General features: G+C 69.7%; 20 protein-coding genes. 14 read left to right on the top strand and 6 right to left on the bottom strand.

The window, feature by feature from the left end:
• Position 1 precedes the first annotated feature (1 nt).
• The 3 genes from ACIQ87_RS08400 to fabG all read right to left on the bottom strand — a co-directional run bounded on the left by ACIQ87_RS08400 (position 2) and on the right by fabG (position 2,769).
• Positions 2-316, bottom strand: a complete 315-nt coding sequence (locus ACIQ87_RS08400) for a transcriptional regulator (RefSeq protein WP_402403430.1) — start codon at positions 314-316, stop codon at positions 2-4.
• A gap of 701 nt (positions 317-1,017) precedes the next feature.
• Complete coding sequence (locus ACIQ87_RS08395; RefSeq protein ID WP_402403428.1) at positions 1,018-2,022, bottom strand: IclR family transcriptional regulator; 1,005 nt, start codon at positions 2,020-2,022, stop codon at positions 1,018-1,020.
• Between the two features lie 42 nt (positions 2,023-2,064).
• Positions 2,065-2,769 (bottom strand): 3-oxoacyl-ACP reductase FabG, encoded by a 705-nt coding sequence (fabG, locus tag ACIQ87_RS08390; protein ID WP_402403426.1) that lies wholly within the window; start codon positions 2,767-2,769, stop codon positions 2,065-2,067.
• Positions 2,770-3,170: 401 nt separating this feature from the next.
• On the opposite strand from fabG, the gene ACIQ87_RS08385 reads away from it, so the two are divergent.
• Positions 3,171-3,983: a helix-turn-helix transcriptional regulator gene (locus ACIQ87_RS08385; protein WP_402403422.1), complete on the top strand. Its 813-nt coding sequence runs from the start codon at positions 3,171-3,173 to the stop codon at positions 3,981-3,983.
• A 39-nt stretch (positions 3,984-4,022) separates the two neighbouring features.
• On the opposite strand, the gene ACIQ87_RS08380 is transcribed toward ACIQ87_RS08385, so the two are convergent.
• On the bottom strand, positions 4,023-4,847 hold the full coding sequence (locus ACIQ87_RS08380; protein ID WP_402403420.1) for a hypothetical protein: 825 nt from the start codon (positions 4,845-4,847) through the stop codon (positions 4,023-4,025).
• 44 nt (positions 4,848-4,891) lie between these two features.
• Between ACIQ87_RS08380 and ACIQ87_RS08375 the strand changes: the two genes are divergently transcribed.
• The gene (locus ACIQ87_RS08375) at positions 4,892-5,320 is read left to right on the top strand and encodes an NUDIX domain-containing protein (protein WP_402403418.1); all 429 of its coding nucleotides are present in this window, start codon (positions 4,892-4,894) and stop codon (positions 5,318-5,320) included.
• On the opposite strand, the gene ACIQ87_RS08370 is transcribed toward ACIQ87_RS08375, so the two are convergent.
• The gene (locus ACIQ87_RS08370; protein ID WP_402403415.1) at positions 5,315-7,009 is read right to left on the bottom strand and encodes an SUMF1/EgtB/PvdO family nonheme iron enzyme; all 1,695 of its coding nucleotides are present in this window, start codon (positions 7,007-7,009) and stop codon (positions 5,315-5,317) included. The genes ACIQ87_RS08375 and ACIQ87_RS08370 overlap by 6 nt on opposite strands.
• A gap of 478 nt (positions 7,010-7,487) precedes the next feature.
• Here ACIQ87_RS08370 and ACIQ87_RS08365 point away from each other — a divergent pair, with 478 nt between their 5' ends.
• The 12 genes from ACIQ87_RS08365 (at position 7,488) to ACIQ87_RS08310 (ending at position 21,007) form a co-directional block, all read left to right on the top strand.
• Positions 7,488-8,363: a helix-turn-helix domain-containing protein gene (locus ACIQ87_RS08365; RefSeq protein ID WP_402403413.1), complete on the top strand. Its 876-nt coding sequence runs from the start codon at positions 7,488-7,490 to the stop codon at positions 8,361-8,363.
• Positions 8,360-8,590, top strand: coding sequence for a DUF397 domain-containing protein (locus ACIQ87_RS08360; protein ID WP_402403410.1), 231 nt, complete (start codon positions 8,360-8,362; stop codon positions 8,588-8,590). Before ACIQ87_RS08365 ends, ACIQ87_RS08360 begins: the two co-directional genes overlap by 4 nt.
• Positions 8,587-8,853, top strand: a complete 267-nt coding sequence (locus ACIQ87_RS08355; protein ID WP_402403407.1) for a DUF397 domain-containing protein — start codon at positions 8,587-8,589, stop codon at positions 8,851-8,853. The genes ACIQ87_RS08360 and ACIQ87_RS08355 overlap by 4 nt, the downstream gene beginning before the upstream one ends.
• A gap of 119 nt (positions 8,854-8,972) precedes the next feature.
• Positions 8,973-10,259: a helix-turn-helix domain-containing protein gene (locus ACIQ87_RS08350; protein WP_402403404.1), complete on the top strand. Its 1,287-nt coding sequence runs from the start codon at positions 8,973-8,975 to the stop codon at positions 10,257-10,259.
• A complete protein-coding gene (locus ACIQ87_RS08345; protein ID WP_402403402.1) occupies positions 10,256-11,140 on the top strand; it encodes a phosphotransferase enzyme family protein in 885 nt (294 codons plus the stop codon). The genes ACIQ87_RS08350 and ACIQ87_RS08345 overlap by 4 nt, the downstream gene beginning before the upstream one ends.
• Before the next feature lie 106 nt (positions 11,141-11,246).
• Positions 11,247-12,638, top strand: a complete 1,392-nt coding sequence (locus ACIQ87_RS08340; RefSeq protein WP_402403399.1) for a hypothetical protein — start codon at positions 11,247-11,249, stop codon at positions 12,636-12,638.
• Between the two features lie 368 nt (positions 12,639-13,006).
• The gene (locus ACIQ87_RS08335; protein ID WP_402403397.1) at positions 13,007-13,393 is read left to right on the top strand and encodes a roadblock/LC7 domain-containing protein; all 387 of its coding nucleotides are present in this window, start codon (positions 13,007-13,009) and stop codon (positions 13,391-13,393) included.
• Entirely contained in the window at positions 13,390-14,853 is a 1,464-nt protein-coding gene (locus ACIQ87_RS08330) for a hypothetical protein (RefSeq protein ID WP_402403395.1), read from the top strand. The genes ACIQ87_RS08335 and ACIQ87_RS08330 overlap by 4 nt, the downstream gene beginning before the upstream one ends.
• A 43-nt stretch (positions 14,854-14,896) precedes the next feature.
• The gene (locus ACIQ87_RS08325; RefSeq protein WP_402403392.1) at positions 14,897-15,406 is read left to right on the top strand and encodes a response regulator transcription factor; all 510 of its coding nucleotides are present in this window, start codon (positions 14,897-14,899) and stop codon (positions 15,404-15,406) included.
• 70 nt (positions 15,407-15,476) lie between these two features.
• Positions 15,477-16,964, top strand: a complete 1,488-nt coding sequence (locus ACIQ87_RS08320; protein WP_402403389.1) for a LuxR C-terminal-related transcriptional regulator — start codon at positions 15,477-15,479, stop codon at positions 16,962-16,964.
• Between the two features lie 88 nt (positions 16,965-17,052).
• Positions 17,053-18,915: a glycoside hydrolase family 15 protein gene (locus ACIQ87_RS08315; RefSeq protein WP_402403387.1), complete on the top strand. Its 1,863-nt coding sequence runs from the start codon at positions 17,053-17,055 to the stop codon at positions 18,913-18,915.
• A gap of 10 nt (positions 18,916-18,925) precedes the next feature.
• Positions 18,926-21,007 carry an NB-ARC domain-containing protein gene (locus ACIQ87_RS08310; protein WP_402403384.1) on the top strand — a complete coding sequence of 694 codons (2,082 nt, stop codon included), beginning with the start codon at positions 18,926-18,928 and terminating at the stop codon, positions 21,005-21,007.
• Positions 21,008-21,139: 132 nt separating this feature from the next.
• Here ACIQ87_RS08310 and ACIQ87_RS08305 read toward each other — a convergent pair whose 3' ends face one another.
• Positions 21,140-22,288: a helix-turn-helix domain-containing protein gene (locus tag ACIQ87_RS08305; protein ID WP_402403381.1), complete on the bottom strand. Its 1,149-nt coding sequence runs from the start codon at positions 22,286-22,288 to the stop codon at positions 21,140-21,142.
• Positions 22,289-22,382 lie beyond the last annotated feature (94 nt).

Genomic DNA, 22,382 nt, shown 5'->3' with positions numbered 1-22,382 from the left:
GTCAGCGGCCCCGGCCCGAAGTGACGGCGAGCTGCCCGGTGGCAAGGTCGAGGCTGTGCGGGCGCGTCCAGTCCACCTCCGGCCAGGACCGCAGCACCCAGCGGGCGGCGACCTTGGTGGTGTTGCCGCTCAGCATGAGCTGCTCGCCGCGCCCGTCGACCGCCACGGTGTAGGGGTGGGGCCACTGGCGGCTGGGGTGGGCGAGGCTGACGCGGACGGCGACCGCACCGGGGATCATGTCCGCGAGCTTGGCCCCGAGCCGCTGCTGGCTCGGGCTGGGCTCCACGTACTGGGTTCCCCTGGGCAGGGCAGGCATGCGATACTCCGTGTTTCGTAGGAAACGCGCGCGGCGGCCTCTCGTGCAAAGAAGTCCCGCCGCTCGCGCGGTAGTGAATCAGCGACCTTCGGGGCGCTGGCCCGGCGTCCAGGAGTTGGTAGCTCCAGGGCGCCGGCTCTCTTTTCCGGACGTGTCCTACTGCATCGACTCCCCCTCTCTGCCCACCTGTCGCCTCCGCGGCGGGGTGAGAACCTTAGGGCCTTCGGCGCCACACATCCAGTCTTTAACTCCCCATGGGGGAAGACTCGTGCGTGCACCGCCCCGCGCCCCTCGCCGCGCCGGGAGCGCCAGACCCTCGGGTCAAGCTTCAGGATCTCGGCTCGTCCAGGTGCCGACCGCTGGCGCCTGCGGCAACCCCGAACGGAGGACTGGAGCGAGAATTCCAGGCCACCCCCGACATCAAAGAGACCTTATGATCGCCAACTGATTCCGGTCAATAATTTCAAGCCATCTACGCGAGTAGCAGTCCCCATTTCCCGCCTGGCGGGAAATGATCTTGATCGGCGAACGCGAGATGCCCCATTGACCACAATGACCCAGCCGCTCTGACGCCTCCGGACTTTATCAACGAATACCCGCATCCCCTCCGACAGCTCACGCACCCCAGAAAAGGAATTTGGCGGCCGACAGTTTCTCCTGCCTGCCGCTAATTCAGGCGTTGTAAAAACGCGGCGCCCGCGCTATGCGGTCATTTGCCCACCAGCAATCAGGCTCATGGCGCGCGCTGCATCGCATGTTCGCTGGATTACTCCTCGCAGGTCGCCCGGCACCTCCTTCACCGGCATCGCCAGGGCGAGCGATCCCATCACCGTCGACCCCCACAAGACGGGCGCCGCGATGCCGTCCCATCCGAGCAGGGCTTCCTGGCGGCCGATGGCGTAGCCGCGTCGGCGGATGTCGGCGAGGGAGGCGAGCAGGGCGGCCTTCTCGCGGATCGCGCCTGGGGCCGGGGACTGCGGCAGCCCTTCGGCGAGCACGGCTTCCTGCATGTGGGGCGGCAGGTGGGCCAGGATGACGCGCCCGGATGCGCCGATGCGCAGTGAGCGCGGGATGGAGCCGAGCTGGCAGGCCAGGGCCTTGAGGGTCTCGGGGTCGCGGTCGCCGAGCGTGTAGTCAGTGCACAGGCGGCGAAGGCCGCCGAAGCCGGTGACCGTGAACAGCAGGGCGACGCCGCCGGTGTTTCGCTGGAGGTCATCGAGCATCTGTTGGACATCGGCTGCCGCGGGGGCGGAGGTCATGGCCTGCAATGCCATCTCGATCATGGCGGGGCCCGGCCGGTAGCGTCCTCGGCTGACCTGGTCGACCGTACGAGTCTCCACGCCGGCCTGCAGGATGCGGTGGACCGTGGAGTCGGGGATGCCGGTGGACCTGGTGAGGTCGAGCACGCCCTGGACGCCGCTACCCTGGGTCACCGCCCGCAGGACGGTGAGGACACGGGCGTGGGTGCTGGCTGCCGGGGCTGCTGGCCGGCAGGACGTCGAGGGCGCTGGTATTGCAGGAGAAGACAAGGGAGTCTCGCAGGTGTGCGGTGCCGGGACCCGCCAACCGAGTCCGATCTTCGGTCGGCGTGGACAGGTGGGGCTGATGGCCTCACCTGGGCCGCGGGTCCCATGGCGAGTCCAGTACAAGGTGGTCGCAGCTGGAGCCGTGGGCGCGCCGGGCGTGCGAGCAGTGGGGTGGTGCACCGGGCCTGGGCGTCCCCTCGTACGCCCAGGCCGGCGAGCGGATCAGTGCCCCATGCCGGCGCCGCCGTCCACGGGGATGATCGCCCCGGTCAGATAGGCGGCGGAGTCGCTGGCCAGAAAGGACACCGCGGCGGCGATCTCCTCCGGCTGGGCCATGCGGCCGAGCGGCACCCGCTGGAGCAGGGCCTCGCGCTGGGCCTCGGAGAGGGCGGCGGTCATGTCCGTTTCGGTCAGGCCGGGCGCGACGACGTTGCTGGTGATGCCGCGCGGGCCGAGTTCGCGGGCCAGGGAACGGGCGAAGCCCACAAGGCCGGCCTTGGAGGCGGCATAGTTGGCCTGTCCGCTCTCGCCGGTCATGGCGACGGCGGAGGAGATGAAGATCAGCCGGCCGCGCTTCGCGCGCAGCATTCCCCGGGCGGCGCGCTTGGCGGCCCGATAGGCGCCGACCAGGTTGGCCTGGAGGGTGGCGTCGAAGTCGTCCTCGGACATGCGCAGCAGCAGCGTGTCCCGGGTGATGCCGGCGTTGACGACGAGGATCTCGACCGGCCCCTGGGCGGCCTCGACTGCGGTGAACGCGGCGTCGACGGACTCGGCGGACGTCACGTCGCACTCGACGCCGAGGAGCCCCTCGGGGGCCAGCCCACTACGGGAGGCGACCGCCACGGTGGCGCCGTCTGCGGCAAGCCTCTGCGCCACTGCGAGGCCGATACCTCGACTACCTCCGACAACCAGGGCCGAGCGGGACATGGGAACTCTCCTTCGTAGTGCGGGTCACCGAGCGGTCCGTCCGCAGCCCGGCGGCCCTCACGATGCCAGCCCTCGGCTGGAACTCTCACTTCCAGAAGTGCCAGTTCCGGAAGTGAGAGTTCGCGAACTCGGAGTTCCAGACTACGCGCGTAGATCACCCAGCGTAATTTAACGGATATTTTCCGCAACATCCCCTAATTTCGCCACTCGGGAGACGACCCGCGGCTATTGACGACTCGTCATTCATCCATCCCAAACGCATGGTCAAATGATGATTCATCACTCCAGGACGGGGGCCTGTTGAAAATCAAACAACAATGCCAAGATTTGAGCTGATGTGGCTTTCCCCACACTCCTGTTGGCGCCGACCCGCCTGTCGGCGATGCCTAGAATCAGTTGCCATGAGCACCGACTTCGAGCGCCTTGCGGCTCGCGATCAGACGCTCGCCAGCATGGTCCAGTGCTGGCGTCAGCGGACGGATCCCAACTCCATCCCCGGCCTGGTCACAAGCCCTACCCGCCGCACGCGGGAACTCTCCAAAACGGAGGTCGCCCGGCTGGCTGGAATCAGCGTCAAGTGGTACTCGAAGCTGGAAGCCGGAGAATCCGCCCAATTCTCCGATGCAATTCTCGAACGCCTGGCATTCACGTTCCGGCTCAATGACGCGGAACGCCTCGCGCTGTACCACCACGCCACCGGGCGCGCCCCTGCCCCACGAGACACGGAGCCCGACGCCATGGCGGCCATGGATGCAGACATGCAGCGCCTTCTCGACAAGATGCTCCCCCACCCCGCGTACATATCGGACGTCGCCTGGAACGTCGTGGCGCACAACAATCCGTCTCGCGAGATGTACCCCTGGGTCTACGAGCGCAACATCATGCGGTGGGCGTTCCTCTACCCCGGAGCCCGCGAGCAGCTGGTCAACTGGAAGGAGAGCTGGGCCGTCCCCTTCTTGGCCCAGATCCGAACCGCCGCCGCCCAGTACCCCGACAACGAGCAGTTGAAGAAGCTGGTCGCGGATATCCTGAAGGGCTGCCCCGAGGCCCAGGAACTGTGGGACCGGCACGACTTCTACGAGCACCCTGACGGCGACATCAGGCACATGCGAATCCCGCACGGCGGCGCCGGTGAGGTCCCCGTCCGCATCATGGCCCTGGCCCCGCTGCGGAACAGGCAGCTGCGGTTCATCGTCGCCTTCCACGGCGTCTGACCGCAGCCCCGTGGGGTGCCGCTCCGAGGCAGTGGCACGTCACGCGACGCCGGCTTCCGCGGACGGCTCGGGGGCACCGAGGTCCACCATCAACTCGGCGGTGACGACCTGCACCACGTGGTTCCGGGCGTAGCCTGCGACGGCGAGGGACAGTTTCGGCTCCGCGCGGCCGGCGTGGCGGACGGTGGCCGCGAAGTGGTGCACGAGGCCGGGGGTGGTACGCCCCCTGCCTTGGAGGAGCCGCAGGTCGTCCGGCCCGTACTCGTCCAGCAGGCGGGCCGCCTCGACCGGACCGGGCTTCTCGACCAGGCCGACCATGGTCCGCACCGGCCCGGCACCGGTGCACACGACGACGCCGTGCCGAGCGGCCTCCGTCGCGTCGAACGGTGCCGTGAGCACGGCCGGATGCGCGGGGTCCGTCCGGTCCAGCAGGGTGGCGAGCGCGGAGTGGGTGAGGTCGACGTTGTCGGCGAAGGCGAACGCCAGGTTGCCGGTGCGCAGGTGGACGGACCCGTTGAGTACGGACGTGAGGTCGGCGTATCGTCCCCGCTGCGCCACGAAGTCGACGTCCAGTCCGGCGGCCGGCGGAGGCCCGACCGGTCGCGTTCCGGCCGCCTCCTGGTAGCGCCGGTGGGCGTCGGGCGACAGTACGTGGCAGGGCCAGGCGTAGAAGCCCGCGTAGTACGGGTGGTGCACGACGACCGCACGCTCGGCACCGCCGGCCACCGCCTCTTCGAGCACGTGGAGCAGGCCGGGCTGTCCCCCGACCGGGCGAAACTCCTTGGGCAGCATCCGTGACCAGCCGGCCACGCGGGTGCCCAGCCCACCGGCGGCGATGACCACGGGGATGGGGTGATTCTTCAACGGACCGTTCTCCTAGCGGTGTTGGGACGCGGTACGGTGCGCGGATGCATACACGTGTGACGGGCATCGCGGTGCGGGACGGCCAGATGCTGCTGCTGAACCAGGACACCGAGGGGCCACGGACGTGGTCCCTGCCCGGCGGGAAGGCCGAGGACGGCGAGACGCTGACCCAGGCCCTGCGACGGGAGATGCGCGAGGAGACCGGACTCGACGTCGAGGTCGGTCGCCTGTTGTACGTCTGCGATGTCACCGCGGCCGGCGTCGTGCACATCTCGTTCGAGGTCGAGGTGACCGGCGGCCGGATCGGCGACGTCGCGGCCGGTGCCGACACCCGGCCGATCCGGGGTGTGGAGTGGGTGAAGGTCGACGACCTCCCCGGTCACGGCTTCTCCGAGCGGTTCGTGGAACTGGCCAGGGCAGGCTGGCCAGGTGCCGGCTCCTACATGGGGCCGAAGTCGAACATCGGGCTATGACCTCGTGCCGGCAGGCCGGGTGAGCACGTCCACCAGGAGGCGGTCCAGCTCACCCGGTGTCCGGTCCGGCTCGTCGAGTCCACCGATCCAGCCGACGATCCGCTGCGCGATTTCCCACGCACCGAGGGCGTCGGCGGCGCAGGCATCGGGGCCGCGCACCAGACGCACCCCGACGCCGCGCGAGGACCCGAGCAGGAAGCGCGACCGGTGTTCCTCGACCGTCCCGCTGTCGCCCGGGGTGTTCCAGGCGGAACCGAACAGGTACCGGCGGAGCGGAGCTTCGTCACCGGTGTCCGGTCCGTCGGCGCACCAGATCTGGACGTTTCCCGTCAGGTGGTGGATCTGCCCGGCGCCCTTGCCGGGCTCGACCACTGAAGTGGTGTCTCCGAACGCGTAGCCGGTGTTGTGCCCGGGACCCGTCATGGCGACCGCGGCGAGGGCCTCCTCACGGGTGGGCAGTCGCGCACCGTGCCAGGCCGCGAGTGCGGCGGCGCCCAGCCAGGTGACCCAGTAGGCGGGGTGGCGCTCGAACCCGGGGCTGGGCCTCCACCTTCGACCCTGGTCCACGTGAAGGCGGCCGCCACGCTCGTGTGGCATCGGGTTGATCAGCAGGTGCGTGCCGTGCCGCGTGTTCTCCAGGCCGGCCTCCAGCAGAGCGTTCAGCAGATCGGCCATCTCCAGGTTCGAGATCAGCAGATTGCGCCACATCACCTGACTCAGCCCGCTGCGGCGGTAGCCCACGCTCAGTGGCCGGGGATCCGCCTGCGCCGGCACCGCCGCACGCCGCCGAGTGCGCTCGCGGGGCTCACGCAGTTCGTACTCGTCGTCCCCGGCCAGCCAGTGGCTCGCGGTCTTCACGGTCGCCGCGTCCACGATCGCGGTGGCACGGGCCAGAGTGGTAGCGACGTGATGGCGGACCAACGCGGCATTGCTCGCCGGAAGTTCGGCGACCAGCTCGCTCTTCGGCCGACTGGTGTCGAAGTCCCCGCCGCCGCCCGGGATCAGCGCACCGGCGGGCACGGTCAGGGGGACGCCCAGAAATCCGGCGAGCCCTGATCGGACTTCCGCAGGCGCGGTGACGTGCCGTTCGTACGGCAGGTGAGCCAGAGGACGTCCGCATCCGGCGAGGTCCGCTCGCAGTGCCTCGGCGAGCAGCAGGGCGTTGACGGCGATCATCCGGGCGAGCGCCACCGGCGGCTGCGGATCGTCCAGGGGCAGCAGCGGCGACCAGTCCCGCCATCGCGGCGTCCTGGCGGTGCGAGCCAGTCCGAGGTAGCGCTCCGCGTAGGCCCAGCGCTGCCACAGGCCACCACGCTCGAACGAGGACGCGATGCCGAGCGGTGCACGGGTGAGGACCAGGACCGGGGAGTCCGGCAGCAGGCCGGTGACCGACCTGTTCGCGAAGAACAGGTTGGTCTCCTTGACCGCGTGCCGCTTCGACCCGTGGAGGTCGTGGAGTGCGCAGGCCAGGTGGTGCCGGTTGAGGGCGGTCAGCTCGGACTCCGGCCGCGGGTTCAGGGCCGACAGCGGGTGCGCCGCTCCGAGTTGCTGCCGGAAGGGCTCGTTGTGCTGCTGCATCGAGGCTCGAAGCTGGTCGCTGACCCAGTTGGAGCCCACACGTTCGAAGGCGCCGAGGATCAGCAGCGGCGCGCGGCCCGTACGGCCGGCAGCCTTCACGATCTGCTCCATCACCATCTCCTCCGCCACGCCGCCCCCGCAGGACGAATCCGTCCGCGTCTCCTGGTCCACACTTCTCCCCTTCCGATTGGGTAACTCGGCGTCGCCGCAGCGGCCATGGCCTGCACCTGCCCCCGCAAAAACAAAACTTCGGTGCGCCCCACCGGGACGAACGCGGCGGGACACACAAAGGCTGAGAGCGGGTCGTTCCACCGGCTGGCCGCTCTGAAATGCGGAGAAGGTGAAACCCCCTGATGCAGACCTCGGCAAGACGTCACGAGGCCGCAGGGCGCAAGCGCATGAAAGGTGGCAATCCGCATCTGAACCAGTGCGGTGCGTCACCACCATCAGGTTCCCGCCTTCCCCTCGCGCCGTCAAGCACGTGACTGGCAAAATGCCAATTCTCTTGCCACACATGTGCCGTGCACACGCAGCCGCTAAGCTGACGAATCGACAGGGCCACTTGGATCACGGCTTCATGGAGGGATCGATGGCTCCAGCCGTCCCACAGCAACCCCTCGCTGCACGCAGCAAGTTCGGTGCCGACCTGCGGCGCCGACGCGAAGCCGCCGGCTGGACGGCCGAAGAGGTCGGCAGTCGGATCGGGTGCAGCACCTCCAAGATCACGCGGGTCGAGACCGGCAAGCGCAGCGCCACCCCAGCCGACTTCGAGGCCCTCATGGACCTTTTCGATGTCTCCGAGCCGGACCGGGACCACCTGGAGGCGCTCTTCCGCCGAGGGCGGACGCGCACGGCCATGTGGTGGGACGCCTACGCGGACGTCCTCAGCAGCAGGTACACGGAGTTCATCTCCTACGAGCACGAGGCCGCATCCGCGGCCGAGTACCAGATCGCGTACATACCTGCCCTGCTACAGACCGAGGCCTACGCCCGGGCCGTCACCGAGGTCGGCTTCGCGGCGCTCGGCCCGGACCAGGTCGACAGCCTGGTCGAGGTCAAGAACATGAGGCAACGTCGCCTGCGCGACGAAGTCCCCCTTCGCCTGACGGCTGTCATCACCCAGGCGGCCTTGGAGTTCGAAGTGGGAGGGCCGGCGGTCCAGGCGGCGCAACTCCGTCATCTCCAGGACGTCTGCCGCCTGGAGACCGTGGACCTTCGAGTTGTCCCGTTCGACCGAGGAGCCGAAGGCGCGTTGACCGGCGCCTTCACGCTGTTTCAGGGCAACGGCCAGGATGCTCCGGACACCGCCTTCGCCGAGGCCGTCACGGGGACGATCGTGGTCGACGACGCGCTTGGACTTCGGCGCCTTGCCCGTCTCCACTCCTACCTCCTGCGTGCTGCCCTCGGCCCTCAGGAGTCGCTGGCGCTCATCGAACAGACCGAGAGAAGACTGACCGCATCATGATCGAAACGAACCGCCTCTACGCCGTCCCGCTCGACGACGTGCGGTGGCACAAGAGCAGTTACACCGCGAACAACGGCAACTGCGTCGAGATCGCGGCCGTGCCGGGGTTTCCGGCCATCGCCATCCGTGACTCGAAGAACCCGGAGATCCCGGCGCTCCGATCCGATGCCGATCAGGTGCGCTCGTTCGTCCACGCCCTCGCGGCCGGCACCCTGGAAGAAGCGTGACGACGTACGCGCCGGTCGCCAAGGCAGACCTCTACACGCTCGACCTCCGCGCGGCCCGGTGGATGGCGGCCCCGGGCAGCGATCCCGCGGACCGCCTGGAGGTCGCGTACCTTCCGGGCGGCGCCACCGCGCTTCGGCACTCGGCCACGGGGAAGGTGCTCTTCTTCACCTCGGCGGAGTGGATCGCCTTCGTTCGAGGATGCCAGGACGGCGAGTTCGAGCCGGACCTCGACAAAGCCGAGCACCAAGCTGTCCGTCGTTGACGAAGGCGCCGGATCCATTGCGGCAGACGTATGGAACCGCTGGTTCCCAGTCCAGGTAAGAGATCTTCCCCGGGATGGGGACAACGCGGTTGTCCCCATCCCGGGTCGAGGGGGCTGATATGGCGGCACGACCCAGCACGCTGCACCCGGAGCGTTCGCCCGAGGAGTGGCTGGGCAACGAGATCCGGCAGTGGCGCACGCTGAGGGGCCTCGGGCAGGACGAACTCGGCGAACGGGCACACCTCAGCGGCGATCTGATCGGCAAGATGGAACGCGGTGAACGCAGGTGCCTGCGGCATCACACCGAGGCACTCGACATCGCTCTGGACACTGGCGGAGCGCTCACCCGCAGCCTCGTGCTGGTGTCCATGCGGATGGACGCCCGTGGCGGGAACGACCCTGCCGTCACCACTCCGCAGGCCCCGTCAGCCATGCCTTCGAACGTCTCCGTCCCCCTCATCGCCCCAACGCCCATCGGCCCGGAATCAGGGGCGACGGTGCGCCCGGGGGACGTGGCCCACGTACGATCCGCAGCCGCGGTCCTGCGTAGCTGGGACAACCTGCACGGCGGAGGCGGACTCGTGCGGGAGACGGCCGTCGCGCAACTCCGGTGGGCCGAGGCTCTCACCTCTGCCCCGTGCAACAGCGCCTTGCGCTCGGAGTTGCTGACCGCGGCGAGCCGTCTGGCCTCTGCCGCCGGTGCCGTTCTGCTCGACTCGGGTGAGTTCGCCGAGGCCGGCCGGCGACTTCGGTGGGCGACCGACCTCGCGGAGGAGGCGGGCGACTGGTCCGCACGTGCGGTCTCGTACAACCTGCGCTCCCGGCTCGCCACTTGGTGCGAACACTACGACGACGGCGTCACCCTCGCCGAGTTGGGCCTCGTTCGCTCCGACCGGCTCTCGGCGGCCGAGCGCGCCATGCTGCACAACGCCGCGGCGCGAGGGCACGCCAGGTTGGGCAACCACCAGGCGGCTCTCACAGCCATCGGACGGTCCGACGAAGCGTACGCCCAGGTCCGGACCGCCGATGAGTCACGCTGGATGACCTACTACGACGACGCCCAGCACCACGGCGACACCGGCCATGCGGTCTACGACCTCGCACTCGCGGGGCACGCGGTCGACAATGCGCTCGACCGGCTCAGGACCGCCGTCGACGGGCACTCCCAACCGTTCGCCCGGTCCAGGACGTTCAGCCGCACCAAGCTCGCAGGCCTGCTGCTGATCATGGGGTACCCCGACGCCGCGCTCCCGGAGGCCGAGCGGGCGGTGGCCGAGGTCGCCCAGCTCCGTTCGCACCGCGCCGCGCGGGACCTCCAGGATCTGGCGAAGCTCGCGCTTCGGTACGAACAGCACACCAGGCTCCAGAGCTTGCGCCGCCAGATCGCCGCTACGGTAGGTGAGTGACCACTGCGAGCGACTCCCACGCCGTCCTGCTCAGTGCGTGTGCCGACGCCGGCTTGTCCGCCGACGGCGCCGAGCTGATCAGACTGGGTGAGAACGCGCTGTGGCGTCTGCCTGACGGTGTGGTGGCCCGCGTCGCCCGGACCGGCCAGCGGCCCGCGGCGGTGCAGGAGATCGCGATAGCCCGGTGGCTCCACGAGTGCGGCCTTCCGGTCGTCCGTCCGCTGGAAGCGCTCTCCGCCCCCGTCCTCGTCGGCGACCGGCCCGTCACCTTCTGGCACGAGCTGCCACCCCACCGCCCGGGCACCGGCGCCGACATGGCGCCCCTACTCCGCAGGCTGCACGAGCTCCCGGTGCCCGAGCACATCGATCTCGGCCGCCTCGATCCACTCGTCCGGCTCGCCGAACGGATCGACGAAGCAGTCACCCTCGACGAGCACCAACGACGCTGGCTGCGGGCGTACCTCACCGACCTGCAGGCCGCGTGGGCCGAGCTGCCCGCGGGACGGCCGCTCTGTGTGGTCCACGGGGACGCCTGGGGCGGCAACACCGCGGTCACCCCGACCACCACCTACCTGCTCGACTTCGAGCGCTCCTCCCTAGGCCGGCGCGAGTACGACCTCGCGACGATGGCGGCCGGCTTCACGAGCTTCGGCAGCGTGACGGCGAAGCAGTACGAGGCGATCTGTACCGCCTACGGCGACGATGTCACGGAGTGGCCGAGCTATCCGGTCCTGCGCAACATCCGCGAGCTGCGCGTCACCTGCTTCGCTCTCCAGCTCGCCGCTGCCGACCCCGCACGGCATCGCGACCAGGCCCACTACCGCCTCGCCTGTATCCAAGGCCGGGAGGGCGCACGGCCATGGGGCTGGACCGTTCTGTAGAGAGACTCCGGCCTGTGAAAAAGACTCCGGCTCCCACGGCATGACCTGATAGCCTGTCCGGCTGCCCTGGCGGCGGCTCACTCACCGGGCGGAGGCTGTCCCCTTGATGGAACCTACGAACCAGATCACGTTCAACACCCCATTGATTCCACCTCGCGGCTGGAACGCTCCCGGAGAAGCGGTAACCCTGTACGAGGGCACGCTCACCGGGTTCCGGCAAGGGGCACGGCAAGGGAAGATCGAACTCACCTTCGGAGCCAAGCCGAGTCTGGAGTGGTCGGTAGAGCCGCACCCGGACGACTTCTGGGAACTGGGGAATGACGGCGCCGTCATAACGACGGTCGACCGGACACCCCCCATGGAGTTCACAGCCAACACCCGGCGTAACAATGCTGGATGGATCAACGGCACCAATAACGGAGATCAGAAAACGCCCCTCCAAAGACTGGTGACCCAGTGGTTGAACCTCCCCCTGTCCGCCGGTAATGCAATCTTGGGAGAGAAGACGGCCAACGGAGTTCACCGTCGACGGGGGCGGTGGTCCATTGAGGTCGACGGATGGACAGTGACCATCGACCAGCGCCCGGACCTCTCAGCCGTTCTCAGAACGGCCACCGAACAGATCTCGTCCGTCCTGACCCATGTCATGGAACTCAAGCGCACAGGCGGCGAAGATTTTTCAGTGGCTGAGGGGCGAGAACTCTTGGAATGCCTCCGGGTCAGCTTTTCCTTCGGCTTCGGCCGCAAGGTGGTGCCTGTGCTTCCCACGGGGTACGACCCCAACGGGGAAGTCGTCTGGGAGCAATGGTTCTCACCCCTCGTCGACCGGGCGCAGACAATCGGGTCGGGATGGCTCTACGACGGCAGCTCCGATGACTGCGCCGAGCTCATCTCGTGCGCGGTGCGCGCCTTCGCCGACACCTCACGCAGGGGAACGACCCGTTTCCAAATGCTGATGGCAACCGAGGCCGTCGCAACCGGCTTTGTCGAACAGCGAATCCTCACCGCCGCACCAGCGCTGGAGAGCCTTGCATGGACGACGCTAGTGCTGGGCAACCTAATGCCGCGCGGTGACTTCAAGAAATGTGCTGCTGAGGACAAGCTGCGCTATCTGCTGAAGTCCGCCGGCGTACCAACTTCAGTTGACGCAACCGAACTCCCCGTGCTGGCCAAGTACGCTGCAGACCATCGGATCGATGGCCCCACGGCAGTCACACGGATCCGAAACCGCCTCGTTCACCCCGAAATACTCGCAGATGACCTCTATGCACGCGACGGTCTCTCGGTTGATGTCTGGAGACTCTCACTACACTACGTGACCCTGGCAGTGCTCCACTCCATCGGTTACCAGGGCTCGTACCAGATGCAGCTGAAACTCGGCGGGTGGGCCGGAGAAACGCGCCCCGTACCGTGGACCGACCCGACGACCGCCCCTACCGGTCCGGTCCCTCTGCCACCTGTGAGACGAGCGGTGCGCGGACGCAGCAGCTCACGTTGAACTATCCGGCCTCCAGCTACCGCAGCTGCACGACGCTGACGAAGCACTCGGTGTTGCAACGCAGCCGAGTGCCGACCTGGACGGTGATCTCGGGGCGCCCCAGCCCGACAGTGACGTGCTCAGGCCGGACATGAGCGGCTCAGTGACGTAAACATCCAGCGGCTCGGGCAGCACAGGCTCCGCCAACACGACGGTCGCCCCGTCGATGGAGACAAGCTGGTTGTCCCCATCCACCCCCTCCCCCTCGCACCATCCCCTTGGCCACTCTGAACGTGTGGGAGACGCCACCTCGGCGATCCCATCGGGTCCCAGCCGATCTTCGCGCTTCGACCCCACCCCCCACATTCGCTCTGGCCAAGGAGGCTCACGTGTTGCGCCATCCGCAGTTCCTGAAGGACTTGGTCACCGGCACCGCCGGCACCATCGCCGCCATCCACGTCAGCCCCGAGGGGCTGCTTCTCGGCAGTTCACCCGGGGTCGACGAAGACGAAGCCGACCACTGGGCTGCCGTCATGGCGGCGCTTCACGCCGTGAGCAACCGCAGCGCCGAGATCATCTGCCGTCGCACCGCCGAGACCGGCCCCTGGGGTCACAGCGTGATCGAGGACCGGTCCGGCTGCACGCTGATTCTCGTCGGCGCCAACGACGGCTCGATGCTCGCCGTGGTGTGCGGGAAGAACGCCCAGCTGGGCGACGCCGCTGCCCGCCTCGTCGAACTGGCGGACAGCACCGTCGCCGTGGGGGCTGCAGCGTGAACCCGATCTCCGTCAAGAGCCTCGCCCGCCCCCGGCGCCCGTTGCCACTGCCCGATGTCCTCGGCACCGTACACATCCCCGACCCGCTCAGCCCCGGCATGGCCGGACTCGCCTGCTACCTCGCCCGGCGCCACGCCCGGGTCACGGTCTCCCCCGTGCAGGCCTACCTTCGTCCCGAGCTGGTCGAGCAGCTTGTGCGCGACGGGACCGTTCTCCGCACGACCGCCCCCGGTACGGCCTCGCTGATCTGGGGCGGCGACAACACCGTGACCCACGACATCACCAGCCACATCGCCGGCCACGGTCTGCCCATGATGGGCTACGCACGGGCCGTCGAGCTGCTGGCGGGTACGGCACCGATCTCGATCGCCGTCGCCGGTAGCCACTCGACCACCATGGCGGCCGCCGCGCTCACCTGCGCGCTCGTCAGCCGCGACCCCGGGTGGATCCTCGCCGAGGCCCCGAGGGGGGATTCCATCGGCTACGACGGCGGCGGAGAGGTCCTGGTGGTGGACCTCTGCCCGGACAGCTCCAGCCACGAGACCTCACCGCCCGGCTGGCGCTTCCGAACCCTCGGCGACGGGCTGAGCCCGACGGTGACGCTGGTCACCGCCGTGGATGCGGCGCCGCCGGCCTTCTGGAACCAGGAGGAAGCCCTGGACCAGGTGGAGGGCCTCGCCAGGCGGAGCGACACCGTGGTGGTGTGGGCCGCCCAGCCCGGCTGCCAGGAGCTTGCGGACCGGCTGCACCGACGCCCCGGGCCGAGGGTGGTGACCGTGGGCCGCAGCACCGACATGGACGTGCAGGTCCTCGGGAAGTTCTGGACCGGGGACCACCACCGCATCACCGTCCAGGCCGACGGCGAGCGGCACACGTTCACCGTACCGGTCACCGGAACGAACGACGCCATGGCCGTGGCGGCCGCATGGGCAGCAGGCTGGGCACTCGGCGTTCCCGACCAGGACCTGGTCGACGGGCTGAGCGCGTTCGCGGGCGTCGAACACTCGCTGACCCAGCTCGGCTCGAACAGCGGCATCGCCGTCGTCGAGTCCCGGGCCGTGCACCCGAGGGAGATCGCCGCCGACCTCCAGGGCGCCCGGATGCTCACCGAGGGCGCGGTCGTGGCGGTGTACGAGCCGTCCGGGCACCTTCGGTCGAACGCCTTCGCCGGCCTGATCGCCGAGGCTCTGGGAGCCGCCGACCAGACCGTGCTGCTTCCCGTCCACTCGACCTTTCCCCGCGGTCAGAACAACGCCGACGGCAGCGAATCCATCCTCAACGCCAGTTCCAGCGGCACGCTGATCCGCTTCGAGCCCAACCTGCACGAACAAGGCCCCGCGCGCCTGGTTGCCTCCCTCGTGCAGCAGGGCGACCTGGTCCTGACCATCGGCTCCCAGGCCGCTCGGCAGATCGGCCCCTCGTTGCTGGCCGCTCTCGACCAGCCGAAGCCCGTTCAATAGCCCCCACCCCCCGTCCCCACCCAGTTCCTGTTGGAGGTCTGCCATGCCCGCGCCGCCCATTCCCGCCAAGTCGTATCTGTCCGACGCCGACGTCCTTCTCCTGCAACAGGTGGCCTGCGGTGCCCTGTACGGCGCGATCAGCCGCGCCACCGGAATCGAGGAGGCCAAGGTCGGCGCGGCAGTCCTCGCTCTGCTGACGAAGGTCGGCGTCAAGTCGCGCTTCCACGCCTCCGCCTTGGGCGCGGGCTGGGGCCTGGTGACGGACGTGCACGTGGTGAACCCCACCGGCAAATCGCTGTCGGCGCGGCACATCGAGGTCCTCACCGGCCTGGTGAGCGGCGAGGACGCGGCCGCCATCGCCCAGCAGCTGGGGCTGACCGTGAACACGGTGAAGACCTACATCCAGACAATCCTGCGGACGCTCGGGGTTCGCTCGCGGGAGCAGGCGAGCGCGGCGGCCGTACTGGCCGACCTGGTGTCGCTGCGGGCTCTCGGCACCGGCTGGCCGGACGTGAAGCTCAGCGAGCTCCGGCAGCCACTGGAAGCGCGCTGATGCCGCGCCGGATCCGGCTTCCCGGAGGTCCCGGCACGCTGCTGAATCCCACGGTCGGAGCGATCAACTGATGCAGATGAAGGTTCCGCCCACGGCGCTGACCGCGCAACTCGTCGCTGTGTTGGACAGGGTCGGCCTCGGAATGACGAACGCGGCGATCGGCGCGGCGATGCATCTGAGTGTCGACACCGTCAAGAGCCACCTGCGCCAGGTCTACGACCGGCTGGGAACGGCGAACCGGGTCCAGGCCTTCGCTCGGGCGTGGCAATCCGGTCTGCTCGCCCGCTCCGTCCCGGTGGGCTCTCCCCCGGCCGTCACGGACGAGCAGACGTTGATCCTGCGAATCTGGGCCGCGGGCGGGACCCGCGCTGACATCGCCCGCGCGCTGGAGGTCCGAGAACGCGCGGCAGAGCTCTACGAGGACGCCGTACTCGACGTCTTCAACACGCGCAAGCGCGTTGTCGCCGTCCGCCGGGCGCTGGAACACCAACTGATTGCTCCGGCCGGGGACACCCTGGCCGAGCTCACCACACCCATGGCGGCCGAATCGGGCCAGGGCCGCACCCAACAACACCAGATGAAGGAAAGGGCCGATGCATCCGAATCCGTAGCCGCCGCAGACTGCGATCCGTTGGACCGTGCCATCGCGATGCTGCGGTCCGCGCGCGGTCTGGTCGTGCACCTCGGCACGCTGGCCGGCCTCCCGGAGGTGCCGTCGCTCGCGGCGGTTCTGGCCGGGTCCGCGCCTCGTGGGGCGATGCCGACCGTCGTCCGGCTGGTGCACCAGGCGCTGGCCCATGGTGTCCCCTGCGCCCTGGTGCTCCCCGCGACGGCGGTCGACTCCGATCGTGCCGTCGAGGCGGTCGGCCTGGGAGCGGCTTGGTCGTGCGCCGTTCGCCAAGGAGCGTACGACGGCCCCGCCGCCTATCTGAAGGCGGCCCACCTGCTCGGGACACCGGCTGACGAGCTAGTGATCGTGTGCACCGCCGACCAGGCACCCGTGGCGGGAGACGCCGGGTTCCACCGGATCCTGACGACCACGAGCATCGTGCCGGGCACCGGTCCTCGGCGTACCCCACGGCCGGAGTTGAACGCGCTGGAACGCCAGATCACCGAACTGGCCGCCCAAGGGCTGAGCGTCGCCGAGATCGGCCGGCGGGTCCATGCCGGGGAGTACCTCGTCCAGACCCGCCTGACCGACTTGCGCCGACGTGCCGGCGCCGTGGACGACGCACACCTGATCGCCCGCCTGATCACGGCGGAGGCGATCGGCACCGAGCAGTTGCTCGCCGAGTTGCCCGAGCACGCGCCCGAGCTGGATCAGGCGGGCCGAGCCGTGGCCGCCCTGATCTGTACCGGGACCCTGAGCGAAGCCGGAGCGAACGGCATGGGGCTGAGCCTGCGCACGGCCCGCGCGGTCGAGGGACGAGTCGTCCGTGCGCTCTCACGGCGCGGCAGCCGCACCCACGCCGCGGCCGTCGCCGTGCTCACCGGGATCGTCGCCCTGCCCCCGTCGGACTCCACCCAGTACTTGGACCCGATGCGCCCGGTGGCGTGAGCCCGACCCACGGCTACTGAAGCAACCTGTCGCACGCACCTGCTCGCCACCTCAACCACCTACCTCGCCACCAACACCAGGACTTCTCATGCCCGTTCCCCTCCCGATCGAGGACTACGCCCCGATCGGCAACGGCCGCTCGGCGGCCCTCATCGACCCCCACGGCGCGATCCCGTGGCTGTGCCTGCCGGAGTTCGACTCGCCGGCGGTGTTCGCCGGTCTCCTCGGCGACCGGCGCCACGGCTACTGGTCGCTCTCCCCCACCTCCGTCCAGCCCCTCCCCGTCACCCACCGCGCCTACCGCAGCGGCGGCCTGGTCCTGGACGAGGTCTGGGAGCTGCCCGAGGGGACCTTGCAGGTCACCGAGTTCATGCCCGCATCCGGCGCCGAACGACCCGCCCAGGTGATCCGGATCGCCAGGTGTCTGCGCGGTCGGGTGAGCGTCACCTCCCGCGTCCTCATCGCCCCCGACTACGGCCGCACCCACTCCGCCCTGCGCGAGCTCACCGGCCCCGACGGCGTCCGACGCTTCGCCGCCGAGCACCAGGGCGCGGTCCTGTGGCTGGACGGCCCCGCCCACCGGTCCCGACGGCGTGGAGCCGCCGCTTCCGAGGTCGTCCTGGCCGAGGGACAGCAGGCCGCGTACGCCTTGACCTGGCAGAAGGTCGGCGATCCGGTCCCGCCCGTACCCGACACCGGCCAGGCCCTCGCCGACACGCTGCGGGAGTGGGCCGACTGGAGCGCCCGTGTCACCTACACCGGGTCCTACCGAGACGCCGTCCTTGGCTCGGCGGCCGTTCTCGGTTCCCTCATCCACCGACCGACCGGCGCAGTCATCGCCGCCCCCACCACCTCGCTGCCCGAACGGATCGGCGGCGAACGTAACTGGGACTACCGCTACGCGTGGCTGCGCGACTCCGCGCTCACCATCCGAGAGCTGCTGCGTGCCGGCCGCTTCGTGGAGCAGGCGCGTGCCTGGCGGACATGGCTGGTCGACACGATCGGCGGCCCCACCACCGCCCGGATCATGTACCGGCTCGACGGCAGCGGCGGTCTCACCGAGACCGTTCTGGACCACCTGCCCGGCTACGAGGGCTCCCGCCCGGTACGGATCGGCAACGGCGCGGCCGACCAGCTCCAGCTCGACGTCTTCGGGTACGTCGCGGACGCCCTCCTGGCCGCCGAGGACGCCGGTCTCCAACCCGACCCCGCCGCCGACGCGCTGCTATTCGGGCTCGCCGAACTCGTCATCACCACCGCACACAAACCGGACCGGGGAATCTGGGAGATCCGCGGGCCCGAACGCCACTTCACCCATTCCAAGATCATGGCCTGGGTCACGATCGACCGGACCGTCCGGCTCCTTGAGCGCCGCCCCGACCACGACCGGGCCACCCTGGCCCGCCTGCGCGCGGTCGCAGCGCACTTCCACAGCACCGTCCTCGCCCAGGGCTACGACGAGGAGCACAACACCTTCACCCAGTCCTATGGCGGCCGCGAGCTGGATACCTCCCTGTTGCTCCTGCCGCAGACCGGCTTCCTGCCGCCCGATGACAAGCGGGTGGTCGGCACCATCGAGGCCGTCCAACGCGAACTCGCCACCTACGACGGCCTCGTGCTGCGCTACCGCACCCAGCAGAACGCCGACGCCAACGTGGACGGCCTCGCCGGCGAAGAGGGCGCGTTCTTCGCGTGCTCGTTCTGGCTGGTCTCCGCGCTCGCCCTGATCGGTCGCACCGGCGAGGCCCGGGACCGCATGGATGCGCTGCTCGCCCTGCGCAACGACGTCGGCATCCTCGCGGAGGAGTACGACCCCGCTGCCGGCCGCCAGCTCGGCAACACGCCGCAGGGGCTGAGTCACCTGGCGTTGGTCAACGCCGCCGTCGCCCTCGGCATGCCGTCCGCTCCTACCCTTCCAAGTCCCCGGGCCGGCGCCGTTGCCTCGTTCTGACGACCGACCCATGCCGACCGTCTCCAACAGCATCGACGGTGCCCACGTTCACCAAGCCGTCCAGGCCGGTCAGGTCCGTGATATCCACTTCCATACCGCCGCGCCGCCGCGACAAGTTCCGCGACAACTCGCGGCGGTCACCAGGGTTTTCACCGACCGCAAACACGACTTCGCCGCGCTGGACGGGCTGCTCGCCTCCCTGCCGGAGGGCACCGCTCCGGTGATCGTGATCACCGGGTCGGGCGGGATCGGCAAGAGCGCCCTGGTCTCACACTGGGGCCGCCGCCATGCCAAGCGGTATCCGGACGGACAACTACTCGTACAGCTGGGCGCGGGAGGCGTCGGCGGCCCGGCGCCCGCTACCGAGACCGCCCGTTCCCTGCTGCGCGGGATCGGAGACGGCACTGCAGAGCAACTCCCCTGGAAAGAAGCAGACTTGCAAGCTCTTTGGCGCTCCAGTGCCGCCACTCGACGGCTGCTGGTGGTGCTGGAAGACGCCGCCACCGCCGACCAGGTGGTACCCCTGATCCCCGCCACCAGTGAGTGCCTGGTCGTCGTCACCAGCCGCTCACCGTTTCCCGTGCTCGCCGCTCTCGGTGCTCACCACCACCATCTGGGCCCGCTCGCGCCCGCCCACGCTGTCCAGTTGCTCAGCCGAATCCTCGGCGAGGACCGGGTGCGCGCCGAACCGGCCGCCGCCGAGGCCCTCGCTCGCACCTGCCAGGGCAGCCCGTTGGCCCTGGGGCTGGCCGCCGGCGCGGTCGTCCTCACCCCCGCACGCTCACTCGCCTCGCACCCCGCGCTCGCTGCAGCAGACTTGGAGAGTCTCCCCATGACCACCGCCGTCGCCCTCGCGTCGCTGCCCGAACCCGAAGCGCGCCTTCTCAGGCTCGCCGCGCTGATTCCCGCCCCCGATCTCGACCACCTCACCATGGCCGCCGCCACCGCCACCCCTACCGCCCGCACCCTGCAACTGCTGCACGAACTCTCGGCCCGACATCTGATCGACCACACCGGCCGCCAGCCCGTGCGCGGCGACGTCTACCGCATCCGCCCCAACGTCCGGGAGATGATCCGCGACCAGGCCGACAACCAGCGGCTCGTGGTGCAGCGCTACCTCGACCACCTGATCGCCACCGCCCAGGACATCGTCCAGCGCCTCACGCCGCACCACCGCGTCCTGCCGCGCCAGCAGCGCCACCATCCCGCCGAGCCGGTGCACATCACCGACGACCGCACCGCCCTGGACTGGCTGGAGGCCATCGCCCCCGCGGTCCTACCCGCCCTCGCCACCGCCCGCACCCTGGGCGAGCACCAGGCCGCCACGGTCCTGGTCCACGACATGTGGCCCCTGTTCCACCGCCTACGGCGTACCGACCTGAGCCTCACCTGCCACAAGTTGGGCCTCGACTCCGCCCGGATTTGGGGCCATCCCATGGCCACGTACGAGATGACCACCACCCTGGCGATCTCGCACAAACGCACCGGAGAACACGAGGACGCTCTCCGGCTCTACGAGGAGGGCCGCACCCTCGCCACCAAAGATCAGGACCCCACCCGCATCGCCCAGTGCACGGCCGGCATCGGCGCCACCCTGTATGAGGCCGAACAGTACGCCACCGCCGAACCCGAACTCGCACGCGCGATCGAGCTGTACGCCGACCTCGACGACCGGCGCGGCGCCGGCCTCGCCGAGATCCTCCTCGGCTCCGCCGCTACCCGCCAGGGCAACACCGACCTCGGCATCCCCCTGCTCCAGCAGGCCATCGCCGACCTCGAATCTCTCACCCCGCCCGACCCCCTGAACGTGGCCCGAGCGAAGGTCTACCTGGGCGAGGCCCAATCCCTGGCCGGCGAGCACGACGTCGCGGCTGGCACCATCAACATCGCCGTGCAGGAATTCGTGCGCCTCGGTCACCGCCACTGGGCGGCCTACGGCATCGAGTTCCTCGGAGAGGCTGCCGAACGAGGAAGCCTGCCTGCGCTCGCCGCCAGCTGGTACGCCGCCAGCCAGGACCAGTACCGGAACCTGGGCAGCAGCCGCGACGTGGAACGCCTGCAGAGCCGACTGCTCGCGCTGCTCCCCGAGTGACCTCCGGTCACCGCGCCGGGCGCCGCTTCGCACGCTGAGCGGCGCCCGGCCCACCGTCCCAGATGGTTCAGTCCAGATCTCAGGGAATGTGAATCCGCCGTGTTCATCACCGCCTCACCCTCAGGCCGGAGATCAGGCCGCTATTTCGGCCCGCAGCCGTGCCAGGGCGTCGCCCGCGCGCTCCCGGACCTCGGACAGGTGCCGACCGGCCCGCACGACGCGCTGGAGTTGGTGCGGCAGATGGTGGAGGGTCGCCCCGTCGACCGCCATGCCGAGTTGCTGCGCCGCTCCGGTCGGATCCCCCTTCCTCAGCAGCACCTCGCCGGCGGTGATCGCCGCGATGATCCGCCACTGGGAGGTCGCCGCCAGACCGGCACCAGGCGCGTGGTCGAGCTGCCGGACGGCCTCCGCAACACGGCCCGTACTCATGAGACCCCGAAGACGGACCTCGTGAAGGGTGAACTCGGAGAAGAGGGCAGTGGGCGCCGCTTCGTCGAGGAGCCGACGGCCCTCCGTGATCGCGGCGTCGAAGACGGCGGCGTTCCCGGCGACTCCGGCCGCGCGGGCCAGCAGGACGACCGCCTCGGCGCGTTCGGTGGCGGTGCGGGCGGTGTCACGGGCCTGCCCGAGCCGGTCCAGCGCGCGCAGGTGCAGCCCTGCCTTGCGCAGCTCGTTGCCGTGGTGGCGCAGGGCGTTGGCGTGCAGGCCGGGGTCCCCCAGGCGCCGGGCGACGCTCAGACCCTTGCCGGTCCAGCGGGCGGCGGTGGCCAGGCGCTCTTCCGGCAGGACGTGGCCGAGGGCGACGCCGAGGCCGACCCGGGCCCGGGCGAGCAGGCGCAGGGTGTCGAGGTCGGCGTGGCCGTCGGCGGTGCGGGCCTCCAGGCGGGCGACCAGCGGCCACAGCTCGGCGACGGCGGCGGTGGCCTGGCCGGCCTGGCGGGCGATCTCGGCCAGGCGCAGCACGGATTCGGCGAGCTGGATCACGAGTTGGTGGTCTGCGTCGGTGTCGTCGGTGATGCCGAGACTGTGCGGCGGGAGGCCGAGGCGTTCGGCGATGTGGCGCAGGGCGCCGAGGTCGGTGATGGTGCGCGAGCCGGTTTCGATGCGGGAGACGTAGCTGGTGGAGTAGCCGAGGAGGTCGGCGAGTTCTTGTTGCGGCAGGCCGTGGAGTTCGCGGTAGAGCTGGAGGATCTCGGGCAGGGCGCGGCGACGCAGGATGTCCTGGGCCCTGGGGGTGGTCCAGTGCCAGCGGATGCCGCCGTAGGGGTCGATCCGGGTCACCGGATGCTCCTATGGAAGTCAAGCGGCTTCAATGAGGTCACTTTGCGTGGTTTGCGGGGCTGTGTCGGGAGTGCGGATCGACCGCAGTAGGACG

Source organism: Kitasatospora sp. NPDC096204 (assembly GCF_044763205.1).
In the GTDB taxonomy this organism is placed as follows: domain Bacteria; phylum Actinomycetota; class Actinomycetes; order Streptomycetales; family Streptomycetaceae; genus Kitasatospora.
Note: the sequence above shows the minus strand (reverse complement) of the source record. Positions and strands in the feature narration are given on the sequence as shown.